21 protein-coding genes and 1 pseudogene are annotated in these 23,109 nt (G+C 59.4%); 8 read left to right on the plus strand and 14 right to left on the minus strand.

The features are described 5' to 3' along the window. Positions 1 to 20 precede the first annotated feature (20 nt). The 5 genes from AC07VR_RS08370 to yrfG form a co-directional block, all read right to left on the minus strand. On the minus strand, positions 21 to 515 hold the full coding sequence (locus AC07VR_RS08370; protein WP_494994413.1) for a glycine zipper domain-containing protein: 495 nt from the start codon (positions 513 to 515) through the stop codon (positions 21 to 23). A 242-nt stretch (positions 516 to 757) separates the two neighbouring features. Then, a complete protein-coding gene (locus AC07VR_RS08375) occupies positions 758 to 3,115 on the minus strand; it encodes an FdhF/YdeP family oxidoreductase (RefSeq protein WP_495010991.1) in 2,358 nt (785 codons plus the stop codon). Further along, complete coding sequence (gene fdhD, locus AC07VR_RS08380) at positions 3,112 to 3,951, minus strand: formate dehydrogenase accessory sulfurtransferase FdhD (protein ID WP_495010992.1); 840 nt, start codon at positions 3,949 to 3,951, stop codon at positions 3,112 to 3,114. Before fdhD ends, AC07VR_RS08375 begins: the two co-directional genes overlap by 4 nt. Before the next feature lie 105 nt (positions 3,952 to 4,056). Next, the gene (locus tag AC07VR_RS08385) at positions 4,057 to 4,944 is read right to left on the minus strand and encodes a LysR family transcriptional regulator (protein WP_494994410.1); all 888 of its coding nucleotides are present in this window, start codon (positions 4,942 to 4,944) and stop codon (positions 4,057 to 4,059) included. Positions 4,945 to 5,110: 166 nt separating this feature from the next. Further along, the gene (yrfG, locus tag AC07VR_RS08390; protein WP_494994409.1) at positions 5,111 to 5,773 is read right to left on the minus strand and encodes a GMP/IMP nucleotidase; all 663 of its coding nucleotides are present in this window, start codon (positions 5,771 to 5,773) and stop codon (positions 5,111 to 5,113) included. 145 nt (positions 5,774 to 5,918) lie between these two features. On the opposite strand from yrfG, the gene nudE reads away from it, so the two are divergent. Beyond that, positions 5,919 to 6,485: an ADP compounds hydrolase NudE gene (nudE, locus tag AC07VR_RS08395; protein ID WP_494994408.1), complete on the plus strand. Its 567-nt coding sequence runs from the start codon at positions 5,919 to 5,921 to the stop codon at positions 6,483 to 6,485. 11 nt (positions 6,486 to 6,496) lie between these two features. Further along, positions 6,497 to 7,324: a 3'(2'),5'-bisphosphate nucleotidase CysQ gene (gene cysQ / locus AC07VR_RS08400; protein ID WP_494994486.1), complete on the plus strand. Its 828-nt coding sequence runs from the start codon at positions 6,497 to 6,499 to the stop codon at positions 7,322 to 7,324. A 141-nt stretch (positions 7,325 to 7,465) separates the two neighbouring features. Here the strand turns inward: cysQ and AC07VR_RS08405 are convergent, their stop codons facing one another. The 9 genes from AC07VR_RS08405 to AC07VR_RS08445 form a co-directional block, all read right to left on the minus strand. Next, the gene (locus AC07VR_RS08405; RefSeq protein ID WP_495010993.1) at positions 7,466 to 7,921 is read right to left on the minus strand and encodes a thioesterase domain-containing protein; all 456 of its coding nucleotides are present in this window, start codon (positions 7,919 to 7,921) and stop codon (positions 7,466 to 7,468) included. A 48-nt stretch (positions 7,922 to 7,969) separates the two neighbouring features. Then, positions 7,970 to 9,364 carry a sigma-54-dependent transcriptional regulator gene (locus tag AC07VR_RS08410; protein WP_495010994.1) on the minus strand — a complete coding sequence of 465 codons (1,395 nt, stop codon included), beginning with the start codon at positions 9,362 to 9,364 and terminating at the stop codon, positions 7,970 to 7,972. After that, positions 9,361 to 11,169 (minus strand): sensor histidine kinase, encoded by a 1,809-nt coding sequence (locus AC07VR_RS08415; protein WP_494994405.1) that lies wholly within the window; start codon positions 11,167 to 11,169, stop codon positions 9,361 to 9,363. The genes AC07VR_RS08410 and AC07VR_RS08415 overlap by 4 nt, the downstream gene beginning before the upstream one ends. A 56-nt stretch (positions 11,170 to 11,225) precedes the next feature. Beyond that, positions 11,226 to 11,771 carry a dTDP-4-dehydrorhamnose 3,5-epimerase gene (gene rfbC / locus AC07VR_RS08420; protein WP_494994404.1) on the minus strand — a complete coding sequence of 182 codons (546 nt, stop codon included), beginning with the start codon at positions 11,769 to 11,771 and terminating at the stop codon, positions 11,226 to 11,228. 79 nt (positions 11,772 to 11,850) lie between these two features. Beyond that, positions 11,851 to 12,933, minus strand: coding sequence for a dTDP-glucose 4,6-dehydratase (gene rfbB / locus AC07VR_RS08425; RefSeq protein WP_495010995.1), 1,083 nt, complete (start codon positions 12,931 to 12,933; stop codon positions 11,851 to 11,853). A 257-nt stretch (positions 12,934 to 13,190) separates the two neighbouring features. Next, positions 13,191 to 13,814 (minus strand): DUF3916 domain-containing protein, encoded by a 624-nt coding sequence (locus tag AC07VR_RS08430; RefSeq protein ID WP_495010996.1) that lies wholly within the window; start codon positions 13,812 to 13,814, stop codon positions 13,191 to 13,193. A gap of 32 nt (positions 13,815 to 13,846) precedes the next feature. Next, entirely contained in the window at positions 13,847 to 14,083 is a 237-nt protein-coding gene (locus AC07VR_RS08435) for a DUF7683 domain-containing protein (RefSeq protein ID WP_495010997.1), read from the minus strand. Between the two features lie 8 nt (positions 14,084 to 14,091). After that, complete coding sequence (locus AC07VR_RS08440) at positions 14,092 to 14,346, minus strand: colicin E3-like toxin immunity protein (protein ID WP_495010998.1); 255 nt, start codon at positions 14,344 to 14,346, stop codon at positions 14,092 to 14,094. A 7-nt stretch (positions 14,347 to 14,353) separates the two neighbouring features. After that, entirely contained in the window at positions 14,354 to 15,523 is a 1,170-nt protein-coding gene (locus tag AC07VR_RS08445) for an S-type pyocin domain-containing protein (RefSeq protein WP_495010999.1), read from the minus strand. A gap of 217 nt (positions 15,524 to 15,740) precedes the next feature. Between AC07VR_RS08445 and AC07VR_RS08450 the strand changes: the two genes are divergently transcribed. From AC07VR_RS08450 to AC07VR_RS08475, 6 genes and pseudogenes are all read left to right on the plus strand, one after another. Further along, positions 15,741 to 18,653, plus strand: a complete 2,913-nt coding sequence (locus AC07VR_RS08450; RefSeq protein ID WP_495011000.1) for an aminotransferase — start codon at positions 15,741 to 15,743, stop codon at positions 18,651 to 18,653. Positions 18,654 to 18,999: 346 nt separating this feature from the next. Beyond that, positions 19,000 to 19,878, plus strand: a complete 879-nt coding sequence (gene aguB, locus AC07VR_RS08455) for an N-carbamoylputrescine amidase (RefSeq protein WP_494994398.1) — start codon at positions 19,000 to 19,002, stop codon at positions 19,876 to 19,878. Between the two features lie 5 nt (positions 19,879 to 19,883). After that, positions 19,884 to 20,993, plus strand: coding sequence for an agmatine deiminase (gene aguA / locus AC07VR_RS08460; protein ID WP_495011001.1), 1,110 nt, complete (start codon positions 19,884 to 19,886; stop codon positions 20,991 to 20,993). Between the two features lie 244 nt (positions 20,994 to 21,237). Next, positions 21,238 to 21,450 (plus strand): hypothetical protein, encoded by a 213-nt coding sequence (locus AC07VR_RS08465; protein ID WP_494994396.1) that lies wholly within the window; start codon positions 21,238 to 21,240, stop codon positions 21,448 to 21,450. A gap of 362 nt (positions 21,451 to 21,812) precedes the next feature. Beyond that, positions 21,813 to 22,508 carry a DsbA family protein gene (locus tag AC07VR_RS08470; protein WP_495011002.1) on the plus strand — a complete coding sequence of 232 codons (696 nt, stop codon included), beginning with the start codon at positions 21,813 to 21,815 and terminating at the stop codon, positions 22,506 to 22,508. Between the two features lie 28 nt (positions 22,509 to 22,536). Continuing rightward, positions 22,537 to 22,674 (plus strand): annotated as a pseudogene (locus AC07VR_RS08475) (RES domain-containing protein); the annotation flags it as partial. Positions 22,675 to 23,109 lie beyond the last annotated feature (435 nt).

Below are 23,109 nucleotides of genomic sequence, written 5' to 3' on the forward strand. Positions count from 1 at the left end.
CAGCGGCTACAGATCGCATGTCAATCCCGGTCGCGCCAGTGGCGGTGATGCTTGTAATGCCCGTAGGCATGGCCACGGCCGCGGTGGTCATCGTCATCGTCATCACGGTAGTAGCGGCGATCACCACGACCGCGGTAGTCGTGATCCTCACGATAGCTTTCATTGCCCATATGGTTACCCAGCGCACCGCCCACGCCGCCGCCGGCTGCTGAGCCGATCAGGCTGCCACTGGTGCCGCCCAGGCTGCGGCCAACCACGTTGCCGCCCGCAGCACCGAGTGCGCCGCCAATGGCCGCCTGGCCACGGCTGCGTCTGTCGGCTCCGACCGCACTACCACCCGCGCCGCCCAGGGCTGCACCAATGGTAGAACCGGTGTTACCGCCTAACGACTGACCGACGACCGAGCCTAGAACCCCGCCCAATGCGCCGCCCACGCCTGCCTCGGTGGTGCCTCCAGCAAAAGCAATGCCACTGACCAGGCCAAGGGACAACAAGAGAATCGAGGAGTACTTCATGGGAGAGCCTCTAAGGGATGACGGCGCGATCGTGAGGCTGTGTTGAGATGCTTACAATCGAAATCCGACGAGTAACACGACTTGTGCACAATTCTATAAGTTACTGTTTTTTAGACGGAACTTAAGTGTTTTTCGCCGGTCTTTAGCTAATTCGGAAAGGCCGTTTTTATGCAAAAGCGGCCTTTTTTGTGGGCTTTTGAAAGGTTTCGTGATCAGCGGCGACGCGGTCTTTTGATCTTGCCTTACGCCGACTTTGCCATGATCAACCCGTTATCACTCGCCGCTTGCAACCGAATCGCGACGAACTTCGATGTTGGCGTATGGCTGCCGTCGCCGGTGCTTTCCAGGGGCACCAGGGGATTCACTTCCGGATAATAGGCGGCCGCTTGACCGGCGGGGATATCGAACGCCAGCAAGGTGAAGCCCTTGACCCGACGTTCGCGGCCATCGTCCCAGATCGACACGATGTCGGCTTTCTGACCGGGTTTGAAGCCCAGGCGAATGATGTCGGCTTCATTGATGAACAGCACATCCCGCTGACCTTTGACACCGCGATAACGGTCGTCCAGGCCATAAATGGTGGTGTTGTACTGATCGTGGGAACGCATCGATTGCATGATCAGGTCCGGCAGCACGCCAGTGGCGCGGGTGCGCTCATGCACCAGATCGACCGGCAGGATGTTCGCGCAGAAGTTGGCCCGCCCCGACGGGGTGTTCCACTGACGTGCTCCGGCAGTGTTGCCCAGGTGGAAGCCGCCTGGGTTCTCAATACGCTGGTTGAAATCCTTGAAGGCAGGAATGGTGTCGGCAATCAGGTCGCGGATGCGGCGATAGTCGGCGACCAGCCAGTTCCAGTCCACCGGATGTGCACCCAATGTCGCGGCGGCGATGCCGGCAATGATCGACGGCTCTGAACGCATCTGTTTCGACAGCGGCTGCAACTGGCCGTTGGAGGCGTGGACCATGCTGAACGAGTCTTCCACGGTCACTGCTTGCGGGCCTTCGGTTTGCAGGTCGATGTCGGTACGGCCCAGGCAGGGCAGGATCAACGCTTCTTTACCGTGGGCCAGATGGCTGCGGTTGAGCTTGGTGCTGATCTGCACGGTGAGGTCGCAGTTGCTCAGCGCCTGGAAGGATCGTGTGCTGTCCGGGGTAGCTTGGGCGAAGTTACCACCCAGACCGATAAAGACTTTCGAGCGACCGTCGAGCATCGCGTGAATCGCTTCCACCACGTTGTGACCGTTTTCGCGTGGCACTTTGAACTGGAAGCGCCGTTCCAGTGCATCGAGAAAGAACGCTGGTGGGCGCTCGTTGATGCCCATGGTGCGGTCGCCCTGCACGTTACTGTGGCCACGCACTGGACACAGTCCGGCACCCGGCCGGCCGAGGTTGCCGCGCAACAGCATCAGGTTGGTGATTTCCTGGATGGTCGGTACCGAATGGCGATGTTGGGTGATGCCCATCGCCCAGCACATGATCACGTTCTTGGCCTTGGCATACATGCGTGCGGCTTGTTCGATATCGCTCAGGGGCAGCCCGGACTGCTCGACAATCTGCGTCCATGAGGTGTCGTCGATGGCGGCCAGGTAGTCGAGCACACCATCGGTGTGTTCGTTGAGGAAGTCGTGGTCAAACACCGCCGGTTCATACGTCAGCTGCGCTTCGCGCTCCCATTGCAGCAGGAACTTGGCCATGCCTCGCAGCAATGCCATGTCACCGCCCAGTGCGGGTCGGAAATAGGCGGTGTTGGTCGGACGGTCCCCATTGGTGAGCATCTCGATAGGATGTTGCGGGTGTTGGAAGCGTTCCAGCCCACGCTCTTTGAGCGGGTTGACGCACACTACTTGAGCGCCGCGCTTCACCGCTTCGCGCAGGGGTTCGAGCATCCGCGGGTGGTTGGTGCCAGGGTTTTGCCCCAGGACGAAAATCGCATCGGCGTGTTCGAAGTCGTCGAAGGTCACCGTGCCTTTGCCCACACCGACGCTTTGCGCCATGGCCACACCGCTGGCTTCGTGGCACATGTTCGAGCAGTCGGGGAAGTTGTTGGTGCCGAAGGCGCGCACGAACAGTTGGTAGAGGTACGCCGCTTCGTTGCTGGCCCGGCCAGAGGTGTAGAACTCGGCCTGATCGGGGCTGCTGAGGTTCTGCAAGTGTTTACCGATCAGCGCGAACGCCGCTTCCCAGCTGATGGGTGTGTAGCGATCGGTTTCAGCGTCGTAGCTCATCGGTTCGGTGAGACGGCCCTGGTATTCGAGCCAGTAATCACTTTGTTCCAGCAACGAGCTGACGCTGTGCCTGGCGAAGAAGGCGCCATCGACCCGGCGCTTGGTGGCTTCCCAATTGACCGCTTTGGCGCCGTTTTCGCAGAACTTGACCATGCCACTTTCCGGCGAGTCACCCCAGGCGCAACCCGGGCAGTCAAAGCCGCCGTTCTGGTTGGTCTTGAGCATCATGCGGATGTTTTTCAGTGCGTTGTCGCTGGTCAACCAGGCTTGAGCGACGCTGATCAGTGCGCCCCAACCGCCGGCTGCGCCTTTGTAGGGCTTGTAGCGTTTGTAGCGCGGGGTTGGTTTTTGGTCGGTTTGAAGATGAGTGCTCACGCTTGATTTTCCATCGAAGGGCTGTAGACCCGCGGCGCACTTTTCTGCGGCAGGTGGATGAGATTGAGGTTGTGCCGGCGGGCCCATTGCAGGGCCAGGCCGGTGGGCGACGACAGGCTGACTAATGTCTGGATGCCTGCGCGCAAGACTTTCTGGATCAATTCCAGGCTGCAACGGCTGGTGACAATGGCCAGGCCGCCAGCAGTGGGGATGTTCTGCCGGATCAGCGCGCCGATCAGCTTGTCGAGAGCGTTGTGCCGACCGATGTCTTCGCGACCCAGTAGCAGTTCGCCCCGGTTGTTCATGAACACGGCCGCATGCACCGCGCCACTGTGCTGACCCAAGGGCTGGAAGGCACTGATGCGCTGACGCAAACCGTCGAGCCACTCGGCCGGTGGCAAGGGCGCACCGGGCAATACGTTTAGCTCGGGTAATGCCTGTTCAACCGCCTCTACGCCACAGAGCCCGCAACCGCTGGTGCCGGCCAGTTGGCGGCGTTGCTGTTTGAGGTTCCAGAAGGCGCGGCTGGAGATTTGCACTTGCGCGTATTGCGCCGGGCCGGATCCGCTGAGTTGCAGGTCGTAGATATCGCAGGCGTCGGTAATGATGCCGCTGCCCAGGCTGAAGCCGACGATGAAGTCCTCAAGGTCGGTCGGGGTGACCAGCATCACTGCCTGACTGATGCCGTTGTAGGCAATCGCCAGCGCAACTTCTTCAGCGAGCGCGGTGCTGGCCGATTCGGTTTGCGCAAGGTTGCAGTAGTGATAACTCTGACTGGCGGCGGGCGCAGGCGTTTCGACGGCAGGCGCCGCGCAGTCGGGGTGCTTGGCGTTCATGAGGAGTTACCGGCAGTATCAGGTCGTATTGACTACTGATAAGACTAGGCGCGTCAAAGTGTCGCGTCTAATCGCTAATACTGATCTGCCGATAGATGGCGTCGATCAAGAGTCTGTCGGTGATTTCTGATACAACGCAAAAACGGCCTCGGCCAAGGCTGAACGCGGCGCGCCGCGGCGCATGATCAGGCCCAGGCAGGCGAGGGTCTGAGCGCTTTCAATCGGTTGCAGACGCAGGTCGTCGATCAAGTCTTCAAGACCGCCTTCCAGGGGCATCACCGCACAGCACAGGCCACCGTGTACCGCTTGTAACAGCTGATGGACCGCGTCGGTTTGCAGCAGCGGTTGCGGGTTGAGGCCACGGCTGTGGAAGTTGTGGTCGATGGACTGGCGAAAGTGCATGCCGCTGGTGAGCATGCCCAGTGGTAACTCGATCAGCGCCTCCCAGCTCAATGGCTTTTCGCCAAAGCTGAAGAAGCGTTGGTCGTAGAGCAGGCCCATGCGGGTTTCGCTAAAGGCCAGCGAGTCGAAGCGTTCGTTGTCCAGCCGCTCCAGATACGAAACGCCGAGGTCGAGGCGATTGCTCGCCAGTTGCTCAAGAATTTCTTCGGAGCTCAACGCCGAGAGTTCGAAGCGCAGGTTCGGGTGTTCTTTGTGCAAGCGTTGCATCAGCGCCAGCGGGTCGAAGCTCGACAGCGGTACCACGCCCAGACGCAAAGTCCCGACCAGGTTGCCACGACAGGCTGCGGCCTCGGCATGCAGGCCGTCGTAGGCCGCGAGCACGGTGCGGGCCCAGGCCAGCACACGCTCGCCCGGAGCGGTAAAACCTTCAAAGCGCTGACCGCGGTTGACCAGCGGCAGCTCGAGCTCTTCTTCAAGGCTGCGCAGGCGCATGGATAAGGTTGGCTGGGTGATGTGGCAGCGAGCAGCGGCTTGGCCAAAGTGACGGGTTTCGTCGAGGGCGATGAGGAATTTCAGCTGTTTGATGTCCATCTTCGCTCCAGGGCGCAGGCAAGGGAGCAATTCTAACGTGCTTGTAGTGCACTTGAGTCATTGGCCGGATCGCGCAACCTTGCCCGTGGCCATCGCGGGCAAGCCTCGCTCCTACGGACCGCGCTATCTGTGGGAGCGGGCTTGCTGGCGATGCAGTCGACTCGGTCTAAAGACCTGCGATCAACTCCCGATAATCCCCGACCGCCGCAAATTCGGCGGTGTCTTTGGGCTCTTTTTGGCTGTCCGGCTGGCTGACCGCCAGCAGATGCCCAACGCCGAAATTTCGCGCGCTGCGCAGGATCGGCAAAGTGTCGTCGATAAACAGGCTACGGGCCGGGTCGAAGCCGATATCGGCTTGCAAGGCATCCCAGAACTGCGGGTTTTCCTTGGCGAAGCCGTAATCGTGGGAGCTGATCAAACGCTCGAAATACGGCGCCAGTTCGATTTTTTCCAGCTTCAATGACAGCGAATCGCGGTGAGCGTTGGTGATCAGCACCACGCGCTTGCCGGCCTGTTTGATCGCAGCCAGAAAGGTGTCGGCGTCGGGACGCAGGGCAATCAGATGGGCGGTTTCCAGTTTCAGTTCGCGCACGGGCAGTCTCAGTTCCGCGCTCCAGAAGTCCAGGCAATACCACTGTAACTGGCCGGCGTTGTGCTCGAATAACGGCTGCAACTCCAGTTCGGCCATGGCCCGGCTCACACCATGCAACTCGGCGTAGCGCTGGGGCAGGTGCTCCATCCAGAAATGGTTGTCGTAGTGCAGGTCCAGCAGCGTGCCGTCCATATCCAGCAGAACGGTATCGATGTCGCGCCAGGGTAATGAGGGCATGGAAAACTTCTCGAACAGTAGAAAGACATCCGACACAAATGATCGGCAACGCCGGGTACGCACTGATTTGAAAGTGTAGCGAGCGATGCGCGCAGTAGCTTTCAAACAGCCTGTATAGTAACGCGTTCACGCCAAGGAGCTTGTCATGCGCCAGAAACCCACCGTACTCGCCCGCGAGATCGTCGCCACTAGTCGATTGTTCTGCGTCGAAGAGTTGCAGTTGCGCTTTTCCAACGGCGTCGAACGCACCTATGAGCGATTGGTCAGCAAGGGTACCGGTTATGGCGCAGTGATGATCGTGGCGATGGTCGATGACAACCATGCGCTATTGATCGAAGAATATTGCGGCGGCACCGGGGAGTACGAACTGTCTTTACCCAAGGGCCTGATCGAGCCGGGCGAGGATGTGTTGGCAGCGGCCGAGCGTGAGCTCAAGGAAGAGGCCGGTTTTGGCGCACGTCAACTTGAGCATCTGACTGAGCTGTCATTGTCGCCCGGTTACATGAGCCAGAAGATTCAAGTGGTTCTGGCGACCGATCTTTACGAAGAGCGACTTGAGGGCGACGAGCCTGAGCCGATGCGCGTGGATCGCGTCAACCTGCGGGAATTGTCTGCTCTGGCGCAGAACTCGCAATTCACTGAAGGCCGTGCCTTGGCGGCGTTGTACCTGGCCCGCGATCTGTTGACTGAGCGCGGGGTGTTTCAACCATGAGTGTGCACTCCATGAATTTCCCCCATCCGTTACTGGCCCCCGTCATCGAACTGGCGCGTCAAGCCGGTGAAGCCATCCTGCCGTTCTGGCGCGCCGACGTGGCGGTCACCGCCAAGCTTGATGACTCGCCGGTGACCGCGGCTGACATGGCGGCGCATCATCTGATCCTCGCCGGCCTGACGGCGCTCGACCCAAGCATTGCGGTGCTCTCGGAAGAAGACGCCGACATCCCGATGAGCGTGCGAGCCGGCTGGCAGCGCTGGTGGCTGGTGGATCCGCTGGATGGCACCAAGGAATTCATTTCCGGCAGTGAGGAATTTACCGTCAACATCGCGCTGATCGAACAAGGGCGCGTGGTGTTTGGCGTGGTGTCGATGCCGACCAATGGTCGCTGCTATTTCGGCGGTGCTGGCCTGGGTGCCTGGCGTGCAGACAAAGATGCCGAGCCGACGCCGATCCATGTACGGGACGTTCCGCCAGTAGGTGAAGCATTCACCGTGGTTGCCAGCCGTCGACATTCGAGCCCTGAACAGGAGCGTTTGCTGGCCGGGCTGAGTGACAGCCTGGGCGAGCTGCAACTGGCGAATATCGGCAGCTCGTTGAAGTTTTGCCTGTTGGCGGAGGGGGCTGCCGATTGCTATCCACGCTTGGCGCCGACGTCGCAGTGGGACACCGCCGCCGCGCAAGGCGTGCTGGAAGGCGCGGGTGGCGAGGTGTTGAATTTGAGCGGCGAGCCGTTCAGCTATCCGGCGCGCGAATCCCTACTGAATTCATTTTTCCTGGCACTGCCGGCCAAAGCCGCATGGCGGGAGAAGTTGTTGGTGTTGGCCAGGTCTTGAGAGCGCTACAGGTTGATCGTTCCCACGCTCCGCGTGGGAATTGCATTCAGTGACGCTCTGCGTCACCCACGGCGGACGCAGAGCGTCCAGAGCGGCATTCCCACGCAGAGCGTGGGAACGATCAAACGATCAGCGCCAAGTCTACCGATGCAACACATACTGCCCGGTAAACCTTACGGCATCCTCTGTGCTGCCGGCATTGACGATGCGTGAATGCAGCGTCAGCCGGGCCCGTCCGTAGCGCTGGTACATCACCAGAAACTTCTTCCATACCGCCGCACTTGGCGCATCGCCAATTGCCATCGCATCGGTCGTGACCGGCAGCGGATAGCTGATGTGCCCTTCCTGAATCACGATATGCCCGTCTTCGATGCCCTCTTCACGCAAGCGTAAATGCAGCCAGCCCCAGCCGGCCAGTACCGCGCCGCAGTACAGGCTGCCGCCGAACATGGTGCTTTTGTGATTGACGTTGGCTTCCAGCGGCAAGTGCAAACGCAGTTGTTGTGCTTGCCAATCAAGCACTTTGAGACCCATATCCCGCGTGAGGGGGATATCGCGATGCAGGACTGATTCCAGGTGACGACTGTCGCGGTTCATGCAGGGTCTCTTTGTTCAGGATGCTTTTTCAAGATTAGTCGGCGTGGCTCAATCGAGTTCGTCGGTGCCACTGTTGGCGCCGCCATCGGCGAAGCTCAGACCGTGTTTGCGCAATTTGTCGTGCAAGGTCTTGCGTGGAATACCCAGCGCTTCGGCCAGGCTGCGCAGCGAGCTGTGGGAGCGTGCCAGCTCGGCAGCAATCAAGGTTTTTTCGAAGTTTTCCACTTGCTCGCTCAGTCCGGCGCTGAGGTTTGCGCTGATCGGCGCAACGCTGCCGTCCGGCGCGCTGTTATCCAGTGCCAGTTCCAGGCCGAGGGCGAAGCGTTCAGCGGCGTTCTGCAGTTCGCGCACGTTGCCTGGCCAGTTATGGCGCAACAGCGATGCCCGTTGCCCCGGCTGCAGTTCGTGAGGCGGCAGACCGTGACGGGTGCTGGCTTCATCGGCGAAGTGCTGAAACAGCATCAGCGCGTCTTCGCCACGTTCACGCAGTGGCGGGATGCGCAGCGGCGCGACGTTCAGGCGGTAATACAAGTCGGCGCGGAAGCGGCCCTGATCCGCCGCCTGGCGCAAGTCTTCCTTGGTTGCAGCAATGATGCGGATATCCAGCGGGATCAGCTGATTGCCGCCCAGGCGCTCAACCACCCGCTCTTGCAGCATGCGCAACAACTTGACTTGCACATCCAGACTCATGCTTTCGATTTCATCGAGGAACAGCGTACCGCCGTTGGCGAATTCGAACTTGCCGATGCGGCGCTTTTGCGCGCCGGTGAAGGCGCCCGGTTCGTGGCCGAACAGCTCGCTCTCCACCACCGACTCCGCCAGGGCGCCGGCATTGATCGCGACAAACGGCCCGTTGCGGCGGCTCGAAAGATCGTGCAGCGCGCGGGCGACTACTTCCTTGCCGGCACCGGTCTCGCCGAGGATCAACACATCGGCTTTGGTCGCCGCCAGGGCGCCGATCTGCTCGCGCAAACGCAGCATCGGTGCCGACTGCCCTACCAACCGGGTGCTGAGTTCATTGCGGTCGCTCAGGGCCAGGCGCAGGCTGCGGTTATCCAGCACCAGCCGGCGCAGCGCCAGGGCGCGGCGCACGCTGTCGAGCAGGGCGTCGCTGGCGAAAGGCTTCTCCAGAAAGTCATACGCCCCGGCACGCATCGCTTGCACGGCCAGCGGCACGTCGCCGTGACCGGTGATCAACAGTACTGGCAGTTCCGGGTCTTGCTCGTGCAGTTCGCTCAGCAGTTCGAGGCCATCCATACCGGGCATGCGAATGTCGCTGACCACCACGCCCGGCCAGTCGCGTTCAAGACGTCCGGCCAGGCCCTTGGCTTCAGCCAGCGGCAGGACTTTCAGTCCGGCGAGGTCGAGGGTCTGGCTCAGGGCCTGACGCAAATGTGGATCGTCGTCGATCAACACCACCTGGATGCGGTTGTCGATGTTCATGCACTGCGGTCCTCGGATGGTTGCAGATTGACTCCTGGCGCACCGGCGCGCAGTCGCAGGGTTAGCAGGGCGCCGCCATCGCGGTGGTTGGCGAACGACAGTTCACCGCCAAAGGCGCGCATCAGGGTGTCGCAGATTGCCAATCCCAGCCCGAGCCCTTGGGTGCGGGTCTTGGTGGTGTAGAAAGGCTCGCTGGCGCGGCCAAGGGCTTCCATGCAAAAACCCGGGCCGTTATCGCGAATGTACAGGTTGACGCCATCGGCGGTGGATTCGGCACTCAACCAGAGTTTGCGTGGCGGGCCCTTTTCGGTCAGAGCGTCGAGGGCGTTGGCCAGCAAGTTGCCGAGCACCTGGCGCAGGCGGGTTTCTCCGGCCTCGACCCACAGGGTGGCGGCCGGCAGGTCGCGGATCAGCTCGACTTCCATGGCGCGTCTGCGCTTGGCCAGCAAGGCCAGCGCGTCATCTAGCGCCGGTTGCAGGGCGACGCTTTCCGGCGCGTGGCGGTCGCGGCGGGCGAAGGCTCGCAAGTGGGCAATGATCGAGGCCATGCGCCCGGTCAGTTCGCTGATCAGTTTCAGGTTGCCGCGAGCGTCGTCGATGCGTTCGTGATCGAGCAGAACTTCGGTGTTTTCCGCGTAGCTGCGAATCGCCGCCAGCGGTTGATTGAGTTCGTGGCTGATGCTCGCCGACATCGTCCCCAGCGCCGACAGCTTGCCGGCCTGTACCAGGTCATCCTGAGCGCGCACCAGCTCTTGCTGGGCGTGTTCGCGCTCCAGCACTTCCTGTTTGAGGCGACGGTTGAGGCCTTCTAGGTCGCTGGTGCGTTCGACGACGCGCATTTCCAGCTCACGACGGGCCTTGGCTTCGAAAGCGATGCGCTCCAGGTAATGACGCCGGCGCTGCATCATCAGACCGAGCAACAACATCAATACCAACAGCGTCGCGCCGCCGATCGCGACCACGGTGCGCACCGGGCGGGCGATCAGGGTGCGCGGGGCGAGGATGCTGACGCTCCAACCGGTTTCCTGGATCTGCTGGGTCTGGGTCAGCCAGGCGTCGGGATTGAGGTGCAGAGGCTGCGGGTCGCGGGTCGGGTAGGGCTGGACCGTGATGATCGCCTGGCGCTCTTCGTCAGTCAGCGGACGGGTCGCGCGAAAACGCCATTCCGGCCGAGAGGTGAGAATCACCACGCCGTTGTGGTCGGTCATCAGCATTTGTTCGGGGGTTTTGCCCCACAGGCTTTCGGTGAGATCGAGGTCAACCTTGACCACCAGCACGCCGATGATCCGCTCGCCATCGCGTACAGCACCGGCAAAGAAATAACCGCGTTTGGCAGACGTCGTGCCCTGGCCGAAGAAGCGCCCCAAACGCCCGGCCATGGCTTCGCTGAAATACGGCCGGAAAGAAAAATTGCGCCCGACGAAGCTGTCGTGTTTGTCCCAGTTGGACGCCGCTAGGGTGTTGCCGGTGGTGTCCATCAGGTACATGACTTCGGCGCCGGTCTGGGCACAGATGTCTTTGAGCAGCTGGTTGGCGTTGTCTTGAGTCACGCGCTGTTGCGGTTCGGCAAGGGCGGCACGCAGGGCCGGCAGATCACCGAGGATTTGCGGCAGCACTTCGTAGCGATGCAGCGTGCCCAGCAGGTTGGCGACGTACAGGTCGAGGGTCTGACGGTTTTGCTCCACCAGTTCGCTGCGGTAGTAACGCTCGGCCAGGTGCTCCAACGGCCACAACAATGGCGCCAGGCACAGTGCGAGCAGTGCCAGGCTGCGCCATCGGGGTCTGCGGGGGAGGGTTGGGGTCATGGGAGTCGAGCGCCTGTGAGTACAGGCGCATTATGCCTAGCCGTGAACGAGAACGCTCACGGGAACAGGTCGGCCTCTTGAAGGGTCTTGCCAGCCAGATCCTTTGCCGATAGCTGCGGCGTTTCACTGAGCTGCCAGTCAATGGCCAGGGTCGGGTCGTCCCAGCGAATGCAACGCTCGGCCGATGGGGTGTAGTAGTCGGTGGTTTTGTAGAGGAATTCAGCGAAGTCGCTCAGCACCACGAAACCGTGGGCAAAACCTTCCGGAACCCAGAGCTGGCGATTGTTTTCAGCTGACAAACGCACAGCAACCCAGCGACCAAAATTCGGCGAACTGCGGCGGATGTCCACCGCTACGTCGAGCACTTCACCGGCAATAACGCGCACCAGTTTTCCCTGAGTGTTTTCAAGCTGGTAGTGCAAGCCGCGCAGCACACCTTTTTGCGAGCGGGAATGATTGTCCTGAACGAATTGTGTGTTCAGGCCGGTCGCCTCCTCGAAAGCCCTGGCATTGAAGCTCTCGTAGAAGAAGCCGCGCTCGTCACCAAATACCTTGGGTTCGATGATCAGAACACCGGGCAGGTCGGTGGTGACTACATTCATTGGTTTTCTCCAGCATTAGTGAACAGGTAATGGCCGTGATCGGCGTGCCCAGAGTGAGCATGATAGAGCAGTGCCTTGATCAGGCGATCAGATCTTTGAAGTCGCTGGCACCCAGGCGTTCGCCTTGATAGCTGCCGTCCTGGACCCGTTGGCACCACTCCAGGTTATCCAGATACCACCGTACCGTTTTACGCAGACCGGTTTCGAAGGTTTCCTCGGGAACCCAGCCCAGTTCGCGCTCGATTTTGCTGGCGTCGATGGCGTAACGCAGATCGTGGCCCGGACGGTCCTTGACGAAGGTGATCAGGTCGGCAAATTTCGCAACACCAGCAGGGCGCTGTGGCGCCAACTCTTCCAGCAGGCTGCAGATACCACGCACCACGTCGATGTTCTTCTGTTCGTTATGACCGCCGATGTTGTAGGTCTCACCGACTACACCCTCGGTTACCACTTTGAGCAGCGCCCGGGCGTGATCCTCGACGAACAACCAGTCGCGCACTTGCAGACCGTTACCGTACACCGGCAGTGGTTTGCCTGCCAGCGCGTTGAGGATAACCAGTGGGATCAGCTTCTCGGGGAAATGGAACGGCCCGTAATTGTTCGAGCAGTTGGTCAACAGCACAGGCAAACCGTAGGTGCGCTGCCAGGCGCGAACCAGGTGGTCGGACGCGGCTTTGCTGGCTGAATAGGGAGAGCTGGGCGCGTAAGGCGTGGTTTCGGTGAACAGGTCATCGACGCCATGCAGGTCACCGTAGACCTCGTCGGTGGAGATATGGTGAAAACGAAAGGCGGCTTTCTCGGACTCGGCCAATGTCTGCCAATAGGCACGAGTAGCCTCCAGCAGGCTGTAGGTGCCGACGATGTTGGTCTGGATAAAATCCGACGGACCGTCGATGGAGCGATCGACATGGGATTCGGCCGCCAAATGCATGATGGCATGGGGCTGAAACCGTGCCAGCACGGCGCTGACGGCGGCCTGGTCGACGATGTCGGCCTGTACGAACTCATAGCGGGTGTCGGTGGCGATGCTGGTCAGCGACTCCAGATTGCCGGCGTAGGTCAGCTTGTCCAGGTTGAGCACTTCGTGTTCGGTGTGCTGAATCAGATGGCGGATCAAGGCCGAACCAATAAAACCGGCGCCGCCGGTAATGAGAATGCGCATGTCAGGAGCCTTCTTCCGTAAGACGGGTATAGAGCGAATGGGGCATAGCTTGTCGGCAGGTGAGGGGCGGTGCAAGAGGGGCGTTGGTCAGATTTTGGAGAAGGTTCGGGATTGAGGTCGTTTGGGAGGACGCTTTCGCGGGCAAGCCACGCTCCTACAGGGGACGGTGGCGCTTTTGTAGGAGCGAGCGGTGCGGCGATCCGACTTGCCCGCGATGGCGATAGTGCTACCACCTTGATGCTGGGCTTACCCAGTGCTTATTGTTCCTGGCTGAAAAACATCGGATTTTCTGCACGGAAGGTTTTAAAGGTTTTGTGCCTCCAACGTTCCTCCTCGGAGCCATCATCGGCTTCATCGACCTCGCCAAAGTACCAATGCTCGGATTCAAACCGTTGCCCATCTTCATCCTCGTGAATAAAGTGAAACCCTGCTTCATTCATCCCGGCAGGAAGGGTTAAACCCCAGTCTGCGACGAGGCTTTTGTCGGTGATACGGGTTTGGCAGAAGTATTCGTAGTCGAATGGTAATACATGGCCGCGATAGCGGCTCATGTCGGTGTAGATGCATATTTCGCTGGAGAACATGGAGGGAGTGATAACGCAGGCGACTACTCGACAGTTGATAGTATCGTCAGGTCTGGCCTGGAGTAGGTGGTGGGCGGCATTGATCAGTTGTTGGGCGCATTCCTTCTGGATGGCGAAGGTTGTTTGTTTTCCTTCTACCAAGGTTTCCAGAACAGGGATCTTGTCCTTGAGGTAACCATCTTCCGAAGACAGATCTTCGGGGAAGTATCCTTTGTAGCTGGCTGCCCACCGGATCAACGCCCTGAGGCGTCTTGGGATGTTGCGTACTTTTTTGTCTGAAAGTGCAATTCGGCGCATAAGTAGTGTTCTATGTCGTGGTCTAGTTGGATTTATGCGTAGCTGGTTAAAAAAAGCTCTAGATTCTTGGGTAACTCCAATGAGCAGGCTTTTTCTATATCGCTGATCTGTTGTTCGGTGAGGCGATAATCGAAGGCGCAATAATTATCTGTTTGCCAGCCCATGATGGGTACGAGATCGATTGTCGAAATGGGCAGATTTTTTTCAAAGCATGGGAAGTCTTCACCACGCTGAACACCCATGACCATGTGTAAGAGGTTCTCTTTCATCTGGGCTGTCACCATTGATCCCTATAAGCGAATCCCAATTGATAGTCGTGAGCACTTATATCGATGGTATGGCTAAAGTAAGGCTGAATGAGTGCTACCCATTCCGCAGGTACATCAAATACCCCTTGGTTTACAGTATCGTATGGTTTCAAACCCAATGACTCGATAACCGCCCCATCGTCCCCGAAGTCCTGTGAATAGACTTCTCCTTCACAGAATTCCGTGATTTTGTTGAACCAGTGCAACTTCAGTCTTAAACCCATAGTGCTCTCACAAATACTTTTTAATATTCCGGCCTTTCTTTGCCGGTTTAAGTTGTTCACCGCTGATGTGGTCGAATGAGCCTAAGTGACTTCCGTCGCTGGCTCGGTAGGCTTCGAGCTCACCATGCTGAGAATCCCATTCGTAAATAATTCGGTCTTTAGCATCTTTCCAGCGTTCTCGAATACCTGCGCCACCTTGTTTTGGAGTTCTTCCGGGCACCCTTCTAAGGCCAGGAATGCCGACGATCTGAGCTGTGGCGGGGGCGTCGTGATACTTGTGACCTACCTCAGGAAGTCCTTTCCTTCGCGTACTCACCACCACATAAAGCGGCCTAACCCCCGAATCCGCCGGGAACACCAGGATGAAATCCTGATACTCCGGCGGGTAGATCGGGTTGACCAATATGTCGTTGCTGGCCTCGGTTGGAGGATAGACCCAGATGTTCGGTGCTTGTGGCGCGGCTTCCAGTGCCGGGATGCCTAGGGTGTCGGCGGGGTTGAGGGCTGGGGTCCAGATCAATTCCAGGCCGTCGCCGAACACCGCTACTTGTTGGCTGCCGCGGGGCTGGAACTGGATAACATCGATCATTTGCCACTCGGCGTTTTTGCCGGTGTAGAAGCCGTAGCCCTTGAGCGTGCCGTCGGCTTGTTGTTCGACGTGCAGGCGCACCCGTGAGTTGGCTTGCTTGAGCGAGCGCAGCTGTTCTTCGTTGTAGAGAGCGCTGTCGCCGAGTTCGGAAGGCCAGAGCAGGGCGACCAGGCCGGTCAGCAGGCCGGCGGCGACGGTGCCGCCGGCTGCTACTGTGACACTGCTGACCGATGATCCGGCCAGAGCAAGACCACCCAGGCCGACCGGTAATGCACTGCCACTGATTTTCTTTAGCGGGACGGCGTCGGAGCTGTCGGCCTCACGTGCGCCCAATAATGCGAAGTGGCCGTAATCCTTCAACGCATCCAGGGGGACGAAACCGGATGGATTGGCGTAGCTGATGATGCCGTCTGGCAGGTTGCAGGACTTGGCGAAGACGCAGCCCAGTGGCGTTACGGGCTCAGGATCAGATGGTGTGTTCTCGAAGAGCTCGGCAATGGGTGGATACAGTTCTGCCGACGGCTGCGGTGTCAGGATGCGGCGGCGCAGTTGATCTTTGTTGGTCAGTGGGTATGAGCGTTCTGGCATGAGTGACTGGCTTCCCTGTCCAAGGAAGTCAGCCTATGGGCATGGGTAAAGGCCGAACATTCCTGCCATTCGACGCATGGCGTAGGAAAGGTCTTTGAATGGCTGGCGCACTCAAACACTCATCCAGCTCCGAGGACTGACCTGCATCAAAGGGGGTTGCGTATCGGCGGTCGCAGTGGCGATATAGACGCCTTATAAAAATTCCAGAGGTCGTTGTATGTCGCTCGCCACGTTGATTCATCGCGCCAGTTTGCCGAGTCCGCAGGTCACTGCGCAGCAAGCGCTGCAACTGCTGCAGGTGCATTACGGTCTGAGCGCAACGCTGCACTCGCTGGGCAGCCAACAGGATCTCAACTTTCGGGTCGACAGCGACCAGGGCCGTTTCGTCCTGAAAATCTGTCGCGGCGACTACGCGAGGATTGAGCTTGAGGCCCAGCACGCGGCTCTCAATCATCTGGGCGCGCACCCCGAGCTTCATGTGCCACGGGTGATTGCGGCAAACAACGGTGAAGACCTGCTTTCTCTGGACGTGGCCGGGCAAGCGGTGCACGTGCGGTTGCTCGATTACATCGAAGGCCAGTCGCTGACCCACCTCAAGCACTTGGGGCATGAGCTGGTGTCCGGCCTGGGGCAACTCTGTGGAAAGATGGATCTGGCCCTGGCCAGCTTCCAGCACCCGGGGCTGGAACGCGCACTGCAATGGGATGCCCGTCACGCCAACGCACTGATCACCCATCTATTGCCGGTGATCACCCATGAACACCAGCGCGCGTTGATTGCCGAGGCCGCGCTACACGCCGAGCGTCGTTTGCAACCGCTGGTGGCGAAGCTGCCGGTGCAGGCGATCCATATGGACATCACCGATGACAACGTGGTCTGGCAACGGGACCAGCAGCGCCACTGGCAGCTGCAGGGCGTGATCGATTTCGGCGACTTGATTCGCACCTGGCGCATTACCGATCTGTCGGTGACTTGCGCTGCTCTGCTGCACCATGCCGACGGTGATCCATTCTGCATTCTTCCAGCGATCCAGGCGTATCACGCGGTCAATCCGTTGCAGCATGAAGAGTTGCTGGCGCTCTGGCCGTTGATCGTCGCCCGTGCGGCGGTACTGGTGCTCAGCGGGGAACAGCAGGTCAGCATCGATCCGCAGAACCAATACAGCCGCGACAACCTCACTCACGAGTGGGAAATTTTCCGCGTAGCCACCTCGGTTTCGTTCGAACTGATGGAGGCGGCGATCCTCACGGCGGTAGGGCATTCGCTGCCACTGATTGCCAGCGAAGGTTTTGCGCCGTTGCTGCCGAGCCTGGTGGGACGCGAATTCGCCTTGATTGACCTTGGCGTGCTCAGCCCGCATTTCGAAGCTGGCAACTGGGAGCAGGAGGGGATAGACGAGCGTTTGCTGGCTCAAGCCGCCGCGACTCACGGCCTGGCGGCCAGTCGTTATGGGCAATACCGTTTGTCCCGGACTCGCCCGGACAGTGCCACTGAACCGGACACCTGCCCGCTGCATGTGCAATTGCAGGTACCGCGAGGCACCGCCGTGGAGGCGCCGTTTGCCGGTGTTTTGCACGTGGCGGCCGATGGTGCGTTGCGGCTCGATAGTGCGCAGTTGAGCGTGCGCTTGTGGGGCGTCAGCCCTTCGCTGCATTCGGGAGCCGCGCTGGTCAAAGGCCAAGTGCTGGGCGAGGTCGAGGGTGCATTGCGGGTGCAGTTGTGCCGAGGCCTTGAGCTCAGCCCGCCGTTGTTCTGCACACCTTCACGGGTACCCGCGTGGCAGGCATTGTGCCCCTCTCCGTCGGCACTGTTGGGGCTGGCCTGCGATGCTGAACCCGAACTCGACCCGCAAACCCTGCTGGCCCGCCGCGACGCCAGTTTTGCCCGTTCGCAAAAACACTATTACGTCGACCCGCCGCGCATCGAACGTGGCTGGCGCAATCACCTGATCGACATGCAGGGCCGCTCCTACCTGGACATGCTCAACAATGTCGCGGTACTCGGCCATGGTCATCCGCGCATGGCCGCTGAAGCCAGCCGACAGTGGTCGCTGCTCAACACCAACTCGCGTTTCCATTACGCGGCAATCGCCGAGTTCTCCGAGCGCTTGCTGGCGCTGGCGCCGGATTCCATGGACCGGGTGTTCCTGGTCAACAGCGGCACCGAGGCCAATGACCTGGCGATCCGTCTGGCCTGGGCCTACAGCGGTGGGCGTGACATGCTCAGCGTGCTGGAGGCCTATCACGGCTGGTCGGTGGCCACTGATGCAATTTCCACCTCGATCGCCGACAACCCGAAAGCCCTCAGCACCCGCCCGGACTGGGTGCATCCGGTGACCGCACCGAACACTTATCGTGGTGAGTTTCGCGGCCTCGACAGTGCGCCGGACTACGTGCGCAGCGTCGAGCATAATCTGGCCAAACTGGCGGGGCAGAATCGCCAACTGGCCGGTTTCATCTGCGAACCGGTGTATGGCAATGCCGGGGGGATTTCGTTGCCGCCCGGCTACCTGCAACAGGTGTATGCACTGGTTCGCGCGCAGGGCGGTGTGTGTATCGCTGACGAAGTGCAGGTCGGCTATGGCCGGATGGGCAAGTTCTTCTGGGGCTTCGAAGAGCAGGGCGTGGTGCCGGACATCATCACCATGGCCAAAGGTATGGGCAACGGTCAGCCATTGGGTGCGGTGATCACTCGTCGGGAAATCGCTGAAGCGCTGGAGGCTGAGGGCTACTTCTTCTCATCGGCAGGCGGCAGCCCGGTCAGTTGCCGGATCGGCATGGCGGTGCTGGATGTGATGGAGGAAGAGAAACTGTGGGAAAACGCGCAGATTGTTGGCGGACATTTCAAGGAGCGTCTTGAAGCGCTGATCGACCGTCATCCGCTGGTCGGCGCGGTCCATGGTTCAGGCTTCTATCTGGGAGTGGAGCTGATCCGCAACCGCGAAACTCTTGAGCCTGCCACCGAAGAAACCACCGCGCTGTGCGATCGCTTGCGTGAGCTGGGAATCTTCATGCAGCCGACCGGCGACTACCTGAACATCCTCAAGATCAAACCGCCGATGTGCACCACGCGGCAAAGCGTGGATTTCTTTGTCGATACCTTGTCGAAGGTGTTGGAAGAAGGGTTATAAAAACGCTGAACAAAGATCATTCCCACGCAGAGTGTGGGAACGATCAAATACCCCCTGTGGGAGCGAGCTTGCTCGCGATGAGGCCGGTACATCCGATATCAATGTTGACTATCAGATCGCCATCGCGAGCAAGCTCGCTCCCACAGGGATTGCGTTTAAGTTCGATTGTTATCGGGAATATTTGAAATATTTTCGATGGGTGGAGATATAAATACTGTTAAAGCCGATTTTTATCGGCTATAAAGTCGCCATAACCCAAGGTGTGGGTAATCCACGCCTCACTGTTCCCATTTCTGTCATCGGTCGATGCCAATTCGACCCTCTGCACCTGCCCAGGAGATGATTCATGAGCCGTATTGTTACCGTCGCCGCCACCCAGATGGCCTGTTCCTGGGACCTTGAAGCCAACATCGAGACCGCTGAGAAACTGGTCCGTGAGGCCGCTGCCAAAGGCGCGCAGATCATCCTGATTCAGGAACTGTTCGAGAGCCCGTATTTCTGCCAGAAGCCGAATCCGGACTACTTGCAGTTGGCCACTCCGGTTGAGACCAACGTCGCCATCGCGCACTTCCAGAAAGTCGCCAAGGAGCTGCAGGTTGTATTGCCGATCAGCTTCTTCGAACTGGCTGGCCGTGCACGCTTCAACAGCATCGCGATCATCGATGCCGACGGCAGCAACCTCGGGATTTATCGTAAAAGCCACATCCCGGATGGCCCTGGCTACCACGAAAAGTACTACTTCAACCCGGGCGATACCGGCTTCAAAGTCTGGAATACCCGTTACGCGAAGATCGGTGTCGGCATCTGCTGGGACCAGTGGTTCCCGGAATGCGCCCGTAGCATGGCGTTGCAAGGCGCGGAAATTCTTTTCTACCCAACCGCCATCGGTAGCGAACCGCACGACAAGACCATCTCGTCCCGCGACCATTGGCAGCGTGTGCAGCAAGGCCATGCCGGCGCCAACCTGATGCCGCTGATTGCCAGCAACCGCATCGGCAATGAAGAACAGGACGGTTACGACATCACCTTCTACGGCTCGTCGTTCATCGCCAACCAGTTCGGCGAGAAAGTCCAGGAGCTCAACGAAACCGAAGAAGGCGTGCTGGTCCACAGCTTCGACCTCGACGAGCTGGAACACACCCGCAGTGCCTGGGGTTCGTTCCGTGACCGTCGCCCGAACCTGTACGGCGCGATCAAGACCCTCGACGGTTCGCTGGAGTCCTGATCGCCATGAGCACTTTGCAAAGCACGCCTCGCGCCGACGGCTTTTACATGCCGGCCGAGTGGGCGCCGCAGACTCAGACCTGGATGATCTGGCCTGAGCGCCCGGACAACTGGCGCCTGGGCGGCAAGCCGGCACAGGCCGCACACACGGCGGTGGCCAAGGCCATCGCCCGTTTTGAACCGGTGACCGTAGCGGTGTCCGCCGGGCAGTACGAGAATGCTCGGGCGCGTCTGCTGGATGTGCCGAATATTCGCCTGGTCGAGATGTCCAGCGACGATGCCTGGGTCCGTGATACCGGTCCAACTTTCGTCATTAACAACAGCGGCGAAGTTCGTGGCGTCGACTGGGGATTCAACTCCTGGGGCGGCTTCGACGGCGGTTTGTATTCGCCGTGGAACCGTGACGAGCAGATTGCCGGCAAAGTGCTGGAGATCGAGCGTTGCCACCGTTACTGCACCGAAGGCTTCGTGCTTGAAGGCGGTTCGATTCACGTCGACGGCGAAGGCACGCTGATCACTACCGAAGAATGCCTGCTTAACCGCAATCGCAACTCGCACCTGAACCGTGCCGAGATCGAAGCGGTACTTAGCGCGCAACTGGCTGTGGATAAGATCATCTGGTTGCCGGACGGTTTGTACAACGACGAAACCGACGGCCATGTGGATAACTTCTGCTGCTATGTGCGTCCGGGTGAAGTGCTGTTGGCCTGGACCGATGACCCGCAGGACCCGAACTACTCGCGATGCCACGCGGCGATGAACGTGCTGCAAAGCAGTCGCGATGCCAAGGGTCGCACCTTTACAGTGCATAAAATGCCTATTCCTGGGCCGCTGTATGCGACCGAGGAAGAGTGTGCCGGTGTCGATCCAGTGGACGGCACTCAAGAGCGTAATCCTTCGGTGCGCCTGGCGGGTTCCTACGTCAACTTCCTGATCGTCAACGGCGGCATTATCGCGCCAAGCTTCGACGATCCACTGGATAACCAGGCCAAGGAGATTCTCCAGAGCCTGTTCCCGCAGCACGAAGTGGTCATGGTGCCCGGCCGTGAACTGTTACTGGGTGGCGGTAATATCCATTGCCTTACCCAACAACAACCGGCGCCGCACAAAAGTTGAGTGAGGTTGTAACAGCTGGCCTCGTCTGAGGGACGATATCAGCGGTAAATTCAATCGCACGACCCGCCTCAAGCCCGCAGCCCGTCAGGACTGCGGGCTTTTTTGTACCCGCGTTCAAACAAACGGACACATTGGCATAGCTCTTGTATCTGTTTGAGTGTCATTCACGGACGTGAAGAACTGCGATGTTCTGTCATAAACCTTGGATAAGTTAGCCGCTCACAAACCGGGAGAGAGCGCTGAAATGAACGCCGAAATGAACGTGGTCAGCGAGCGGGCATCCCATCCCTTGGCAATAAATAGCGAATCGCTCCAGGTTCTGGTGCACTGGTTGAAGTCCAATGGAACGCGTCAGATCAGAAACTCTGATCCGCGCCGGATGATGATCGAGCGCTACCCCGCTGGTTTATTCAGCGAGGCGGAACTGGACGCGTTGTGGGATGTGATCGAAGGATAAGAAAACAACGGATTGGTAAAAGCGCTGCCTGGAAGGCGGCGTTTTTTTTGTCTGGCGTAAGCTCCCCCCGTAGCAGCTGCCGAAGGCTGCGTTCGGCTGCGCAGCAGTCGTAAACCTGGCCCCGCGGTTTTTCAGGTATACCGAGGTGCCTGGTTTTGCGAGGACTACGGTCGAGCGCGACCCCGGCCCGAACGCAGTTCGGCAGCTGCTACGCGGATTATGCATATGTCCAAATACATTGGTTCTGCGCGGCATTCGACCGATTCGCGAAACAAACTAAAAGCCATTCCAGCGTTTTTCACTGGCGAGCAAGGGATTAGGCTGCCGACATCGAATTTTCACGACTTCAGCTGGAGCCGATCATGTCTGCTGCAACCCTTCACTATATCTACGACCCTCTGTGCGGCTGGTGCTATGGCGCCAAACCCCTGGTGCAAGCGGCGCAGGCTGTTTTGCCGGTCATCGCCCATGGCGGCGGCATGATGACGGGCAATAACCGTCAGAGCGTTTCGCCACAGCTGCGCGATTACGTGATGCCCCATGACCGGCGCATCGCCGAATACACCGGGCAGCCGTTTGGCGAGGCGTATTTCGAAGGCTTGCTGCGCGATCATTCGGCGATCTTCGATTCGGCGCCGCCGATTGCGGCTGTCCTGGCTGCCGAGCAACTGGCCGGGCGTGGTCTTGAGTTGCTAGGGCGTTTGCAGACGGCGCATTACGTCGAAGGTCGACGCATTGCCGATAAAGACGTTTTGCTGGAGCTCGCCAGGACTATCGGTTTCGAGCCTCAAGCCTTCGATATAGCGTTCGAGGAGGCCGCTGCGAGCGCAACCCAGAACCATATAAAGGAAAGTCGCGCACTGTTGGCGCAGGTCGGTGGCCAGGGTTTCCCGACATTGGTGCTGGAGCACGAAGGCACGTTCACGCTGATCGACATCGGCCCCTGGCTCGGCAAACCCGAAGCCTTTGCCACCTGGCTGAGCGAGTCGGTCGGTACTGCGGCGGTCGAATCCTCATCGAGCATTCAGGCCTGTGGTCTGGATGGTTGTGCACACTGAACCCACTCAATAGGCTATCGCGGGCTGAAGGCTAAACGGCCATGAATGCATCGCCGCCTTGCGCCCACCCGCGGTGTCGATCCCGCTGCCAGGCGAGCATATTCGCTACGTCTGGAGTGCCAGCAGCCGAAAAATCTCGTTTGTGTCCGAGATCAACGAGGTTTAAACCGAGAGGTCCGGCGAGCGTAAACCCAGCGACGTCTTTGTTTCTGCTGAACACCCATTCAGCCAACGTTTGCTTCGGTGGCTGTGCGCTGTTTGGCGCTGACGCTACTGTGTGGAAACACCTCAGGCGAATGGGTGGCAGCTGTGCGCGGGCATAAAAAACGCCTGCAATCGTGTCGTCGACAGCGACACGTTCTCAAGACGTGTCGCAAAAAGTTAAAAGCAGCGACACGTTAATACCCCACTAGCGACATGAGTTGAAGCCTCTCTTCTGCTTCAAAATGTATATGAAATGACCCCATCCGAAACTGATGTAGTTACTCATCCGCGCCAACAATAAATTTCCCCCCCCTTTGCTCGTGAAACTTGTGTTGAGGCCCACAGTCTTAGCCCAGCCTTGGAATCCATTTGCGAGCCAATACAGCGAAGCGCTCTG

This window comes from Pseudomonas sp. GW821-FHT02H09, assembly GCF_059421425.1.

Bases quoted from the DNA above. Each gene is read 5' to 3' on its own strand.
- aguB (WP_494994398.1), top strand. From the start codon at position 19,000: ATGAGCCGTATTGTTACCGTCGCCGCCACCCAGATGGCCTGTTCCTGG.
- aguA (WP_495011001.1), top strand. From the start codon at position 19,884: ATGAGCACTTTGCAAAGCACGCCTCGCGCCGACGGCTTTTACATGCCG.
- AC07VR_RS08410 (WP_495010994.1), bottom strand. From the start codon at position 9,364: ATGAACATCGACAACCGCATCCAGGTGGTGTTGATCGACGACGATCCA.
- AC07VR_RS08435 (WP_495010997.1), bottom strand. From the start codon at position 14,083: ATGAAAGAGAACCTCTTACACATGGTCATGGGTGTTCAGCGTGGTGAA.
- AC07VR_RS08415 (WP_494994405.1), bottom strand. From the start codon at position 11,169: ATGACCCCAACCCTCCCCCGCAGACCCCGATGGCGCAGCCTGGCACTG.
- AC07VR_RS08450 (WP_495011000.1), top strand. From the start codon at position 15,741: ATGTCGCTCGCCACGTTGATTCATCGCGCCAGTTTGCCGAGTCCGCAG.
- AC07VR_RS08470 (WP_495011002.1), top strand. From the start codon at position 21,813: ATGTCTGCTGCAACCCTTCACTATATCTACGACCCTCTGTGCGGCTGG.
- AC07VR_RS08430 (WP_495010996.1), bottom strand. From the start codon at position 13,814: ATGCGCCGAATTGCACTTTCAGACAAAAAAGTACGCAACATCCCAAGA.
- yrfG (WP_494994409.1), bottom strand. From the start codon at position 5,773: ATGCCCTCATTACCCTGGCGCGACATCGATACCGTTCTGCTGGATATG.
- rfbC (WP_494994404.1), bottom strand. From the start codon at position 11,771: ATGAATGTAGTCACCACCGACCTGCCCGGTGTTCTGATCATCGAACCC.
- nudE (WP_494994408.1), top strand. From the start codon at position 5,919: ATGCGCCAGAAACCCACCGTACTCGCCCGCGAGATCGTCGCCACTAGT.
- AC07VR_RS08445 (WP_495010999.1), bottom strand. From the start codon at position 15,523: ATGCCAGAACGCTCATACCCACTGACCAACAAAGATCAACTGCGCCGC.
- cysQ (WP_494994486.1), top strand. From the start codon at position 6,497: ATGAATTTCCCCCATCCGTTACTGGCCCCCGTCATCGAACTGGCGCGT.
- fdhD (WP_495010992.1), bottom strand. From the start codon at position 3,951: ATGAACGCCAAGCACCCCGACTGCGCGGCGCCTGCCGTCGAAACGCCT.
- AC07VR_RS08370 (WP_494994413.1), bottom strand. From the start codon at position 515: ATGAAGTACTCCTCGATTCTCTTGTTGTCCCTTGGCCTGGTCAGTGGC.
- rfbB (WP_495010995.1), bottom strand. From the start codon at position 12,933: ATGCGCATTCTCATTACCGGCGGCGCCGGTTTTATTGGTTCGGCCTTG.
- AC07VR_RS08385 (WP_494994410.1), bottom strand. From the start codon at position 4,944: ATGGACATCAAACAGCTGAAATTCCTCATCGCCCTCGACGAAACCCGT.
- AC07VR_RS08465 (WP_494994396.1), top strand. From the start codon at position 21,238: ATGAACGCCGAAATGAACGTGGTCAGCGAGCGGGCATCCCATCCCTTG.
- AC07VR_RS08440 (WP_495010998.1), bottom strand. From the start codon at position 14,346: ATGGGTTTAAGACTGAAGTTGCACTGGTTCAACAAAATCACGGAATTC.
- AC07VR_RS08405 (WP_495010993.1), bottom strand. From the start codon at position 7,921: ATGAACCGCGACAGTCGTCACCTGGAATCAGTCCTGCATCGCGATATC.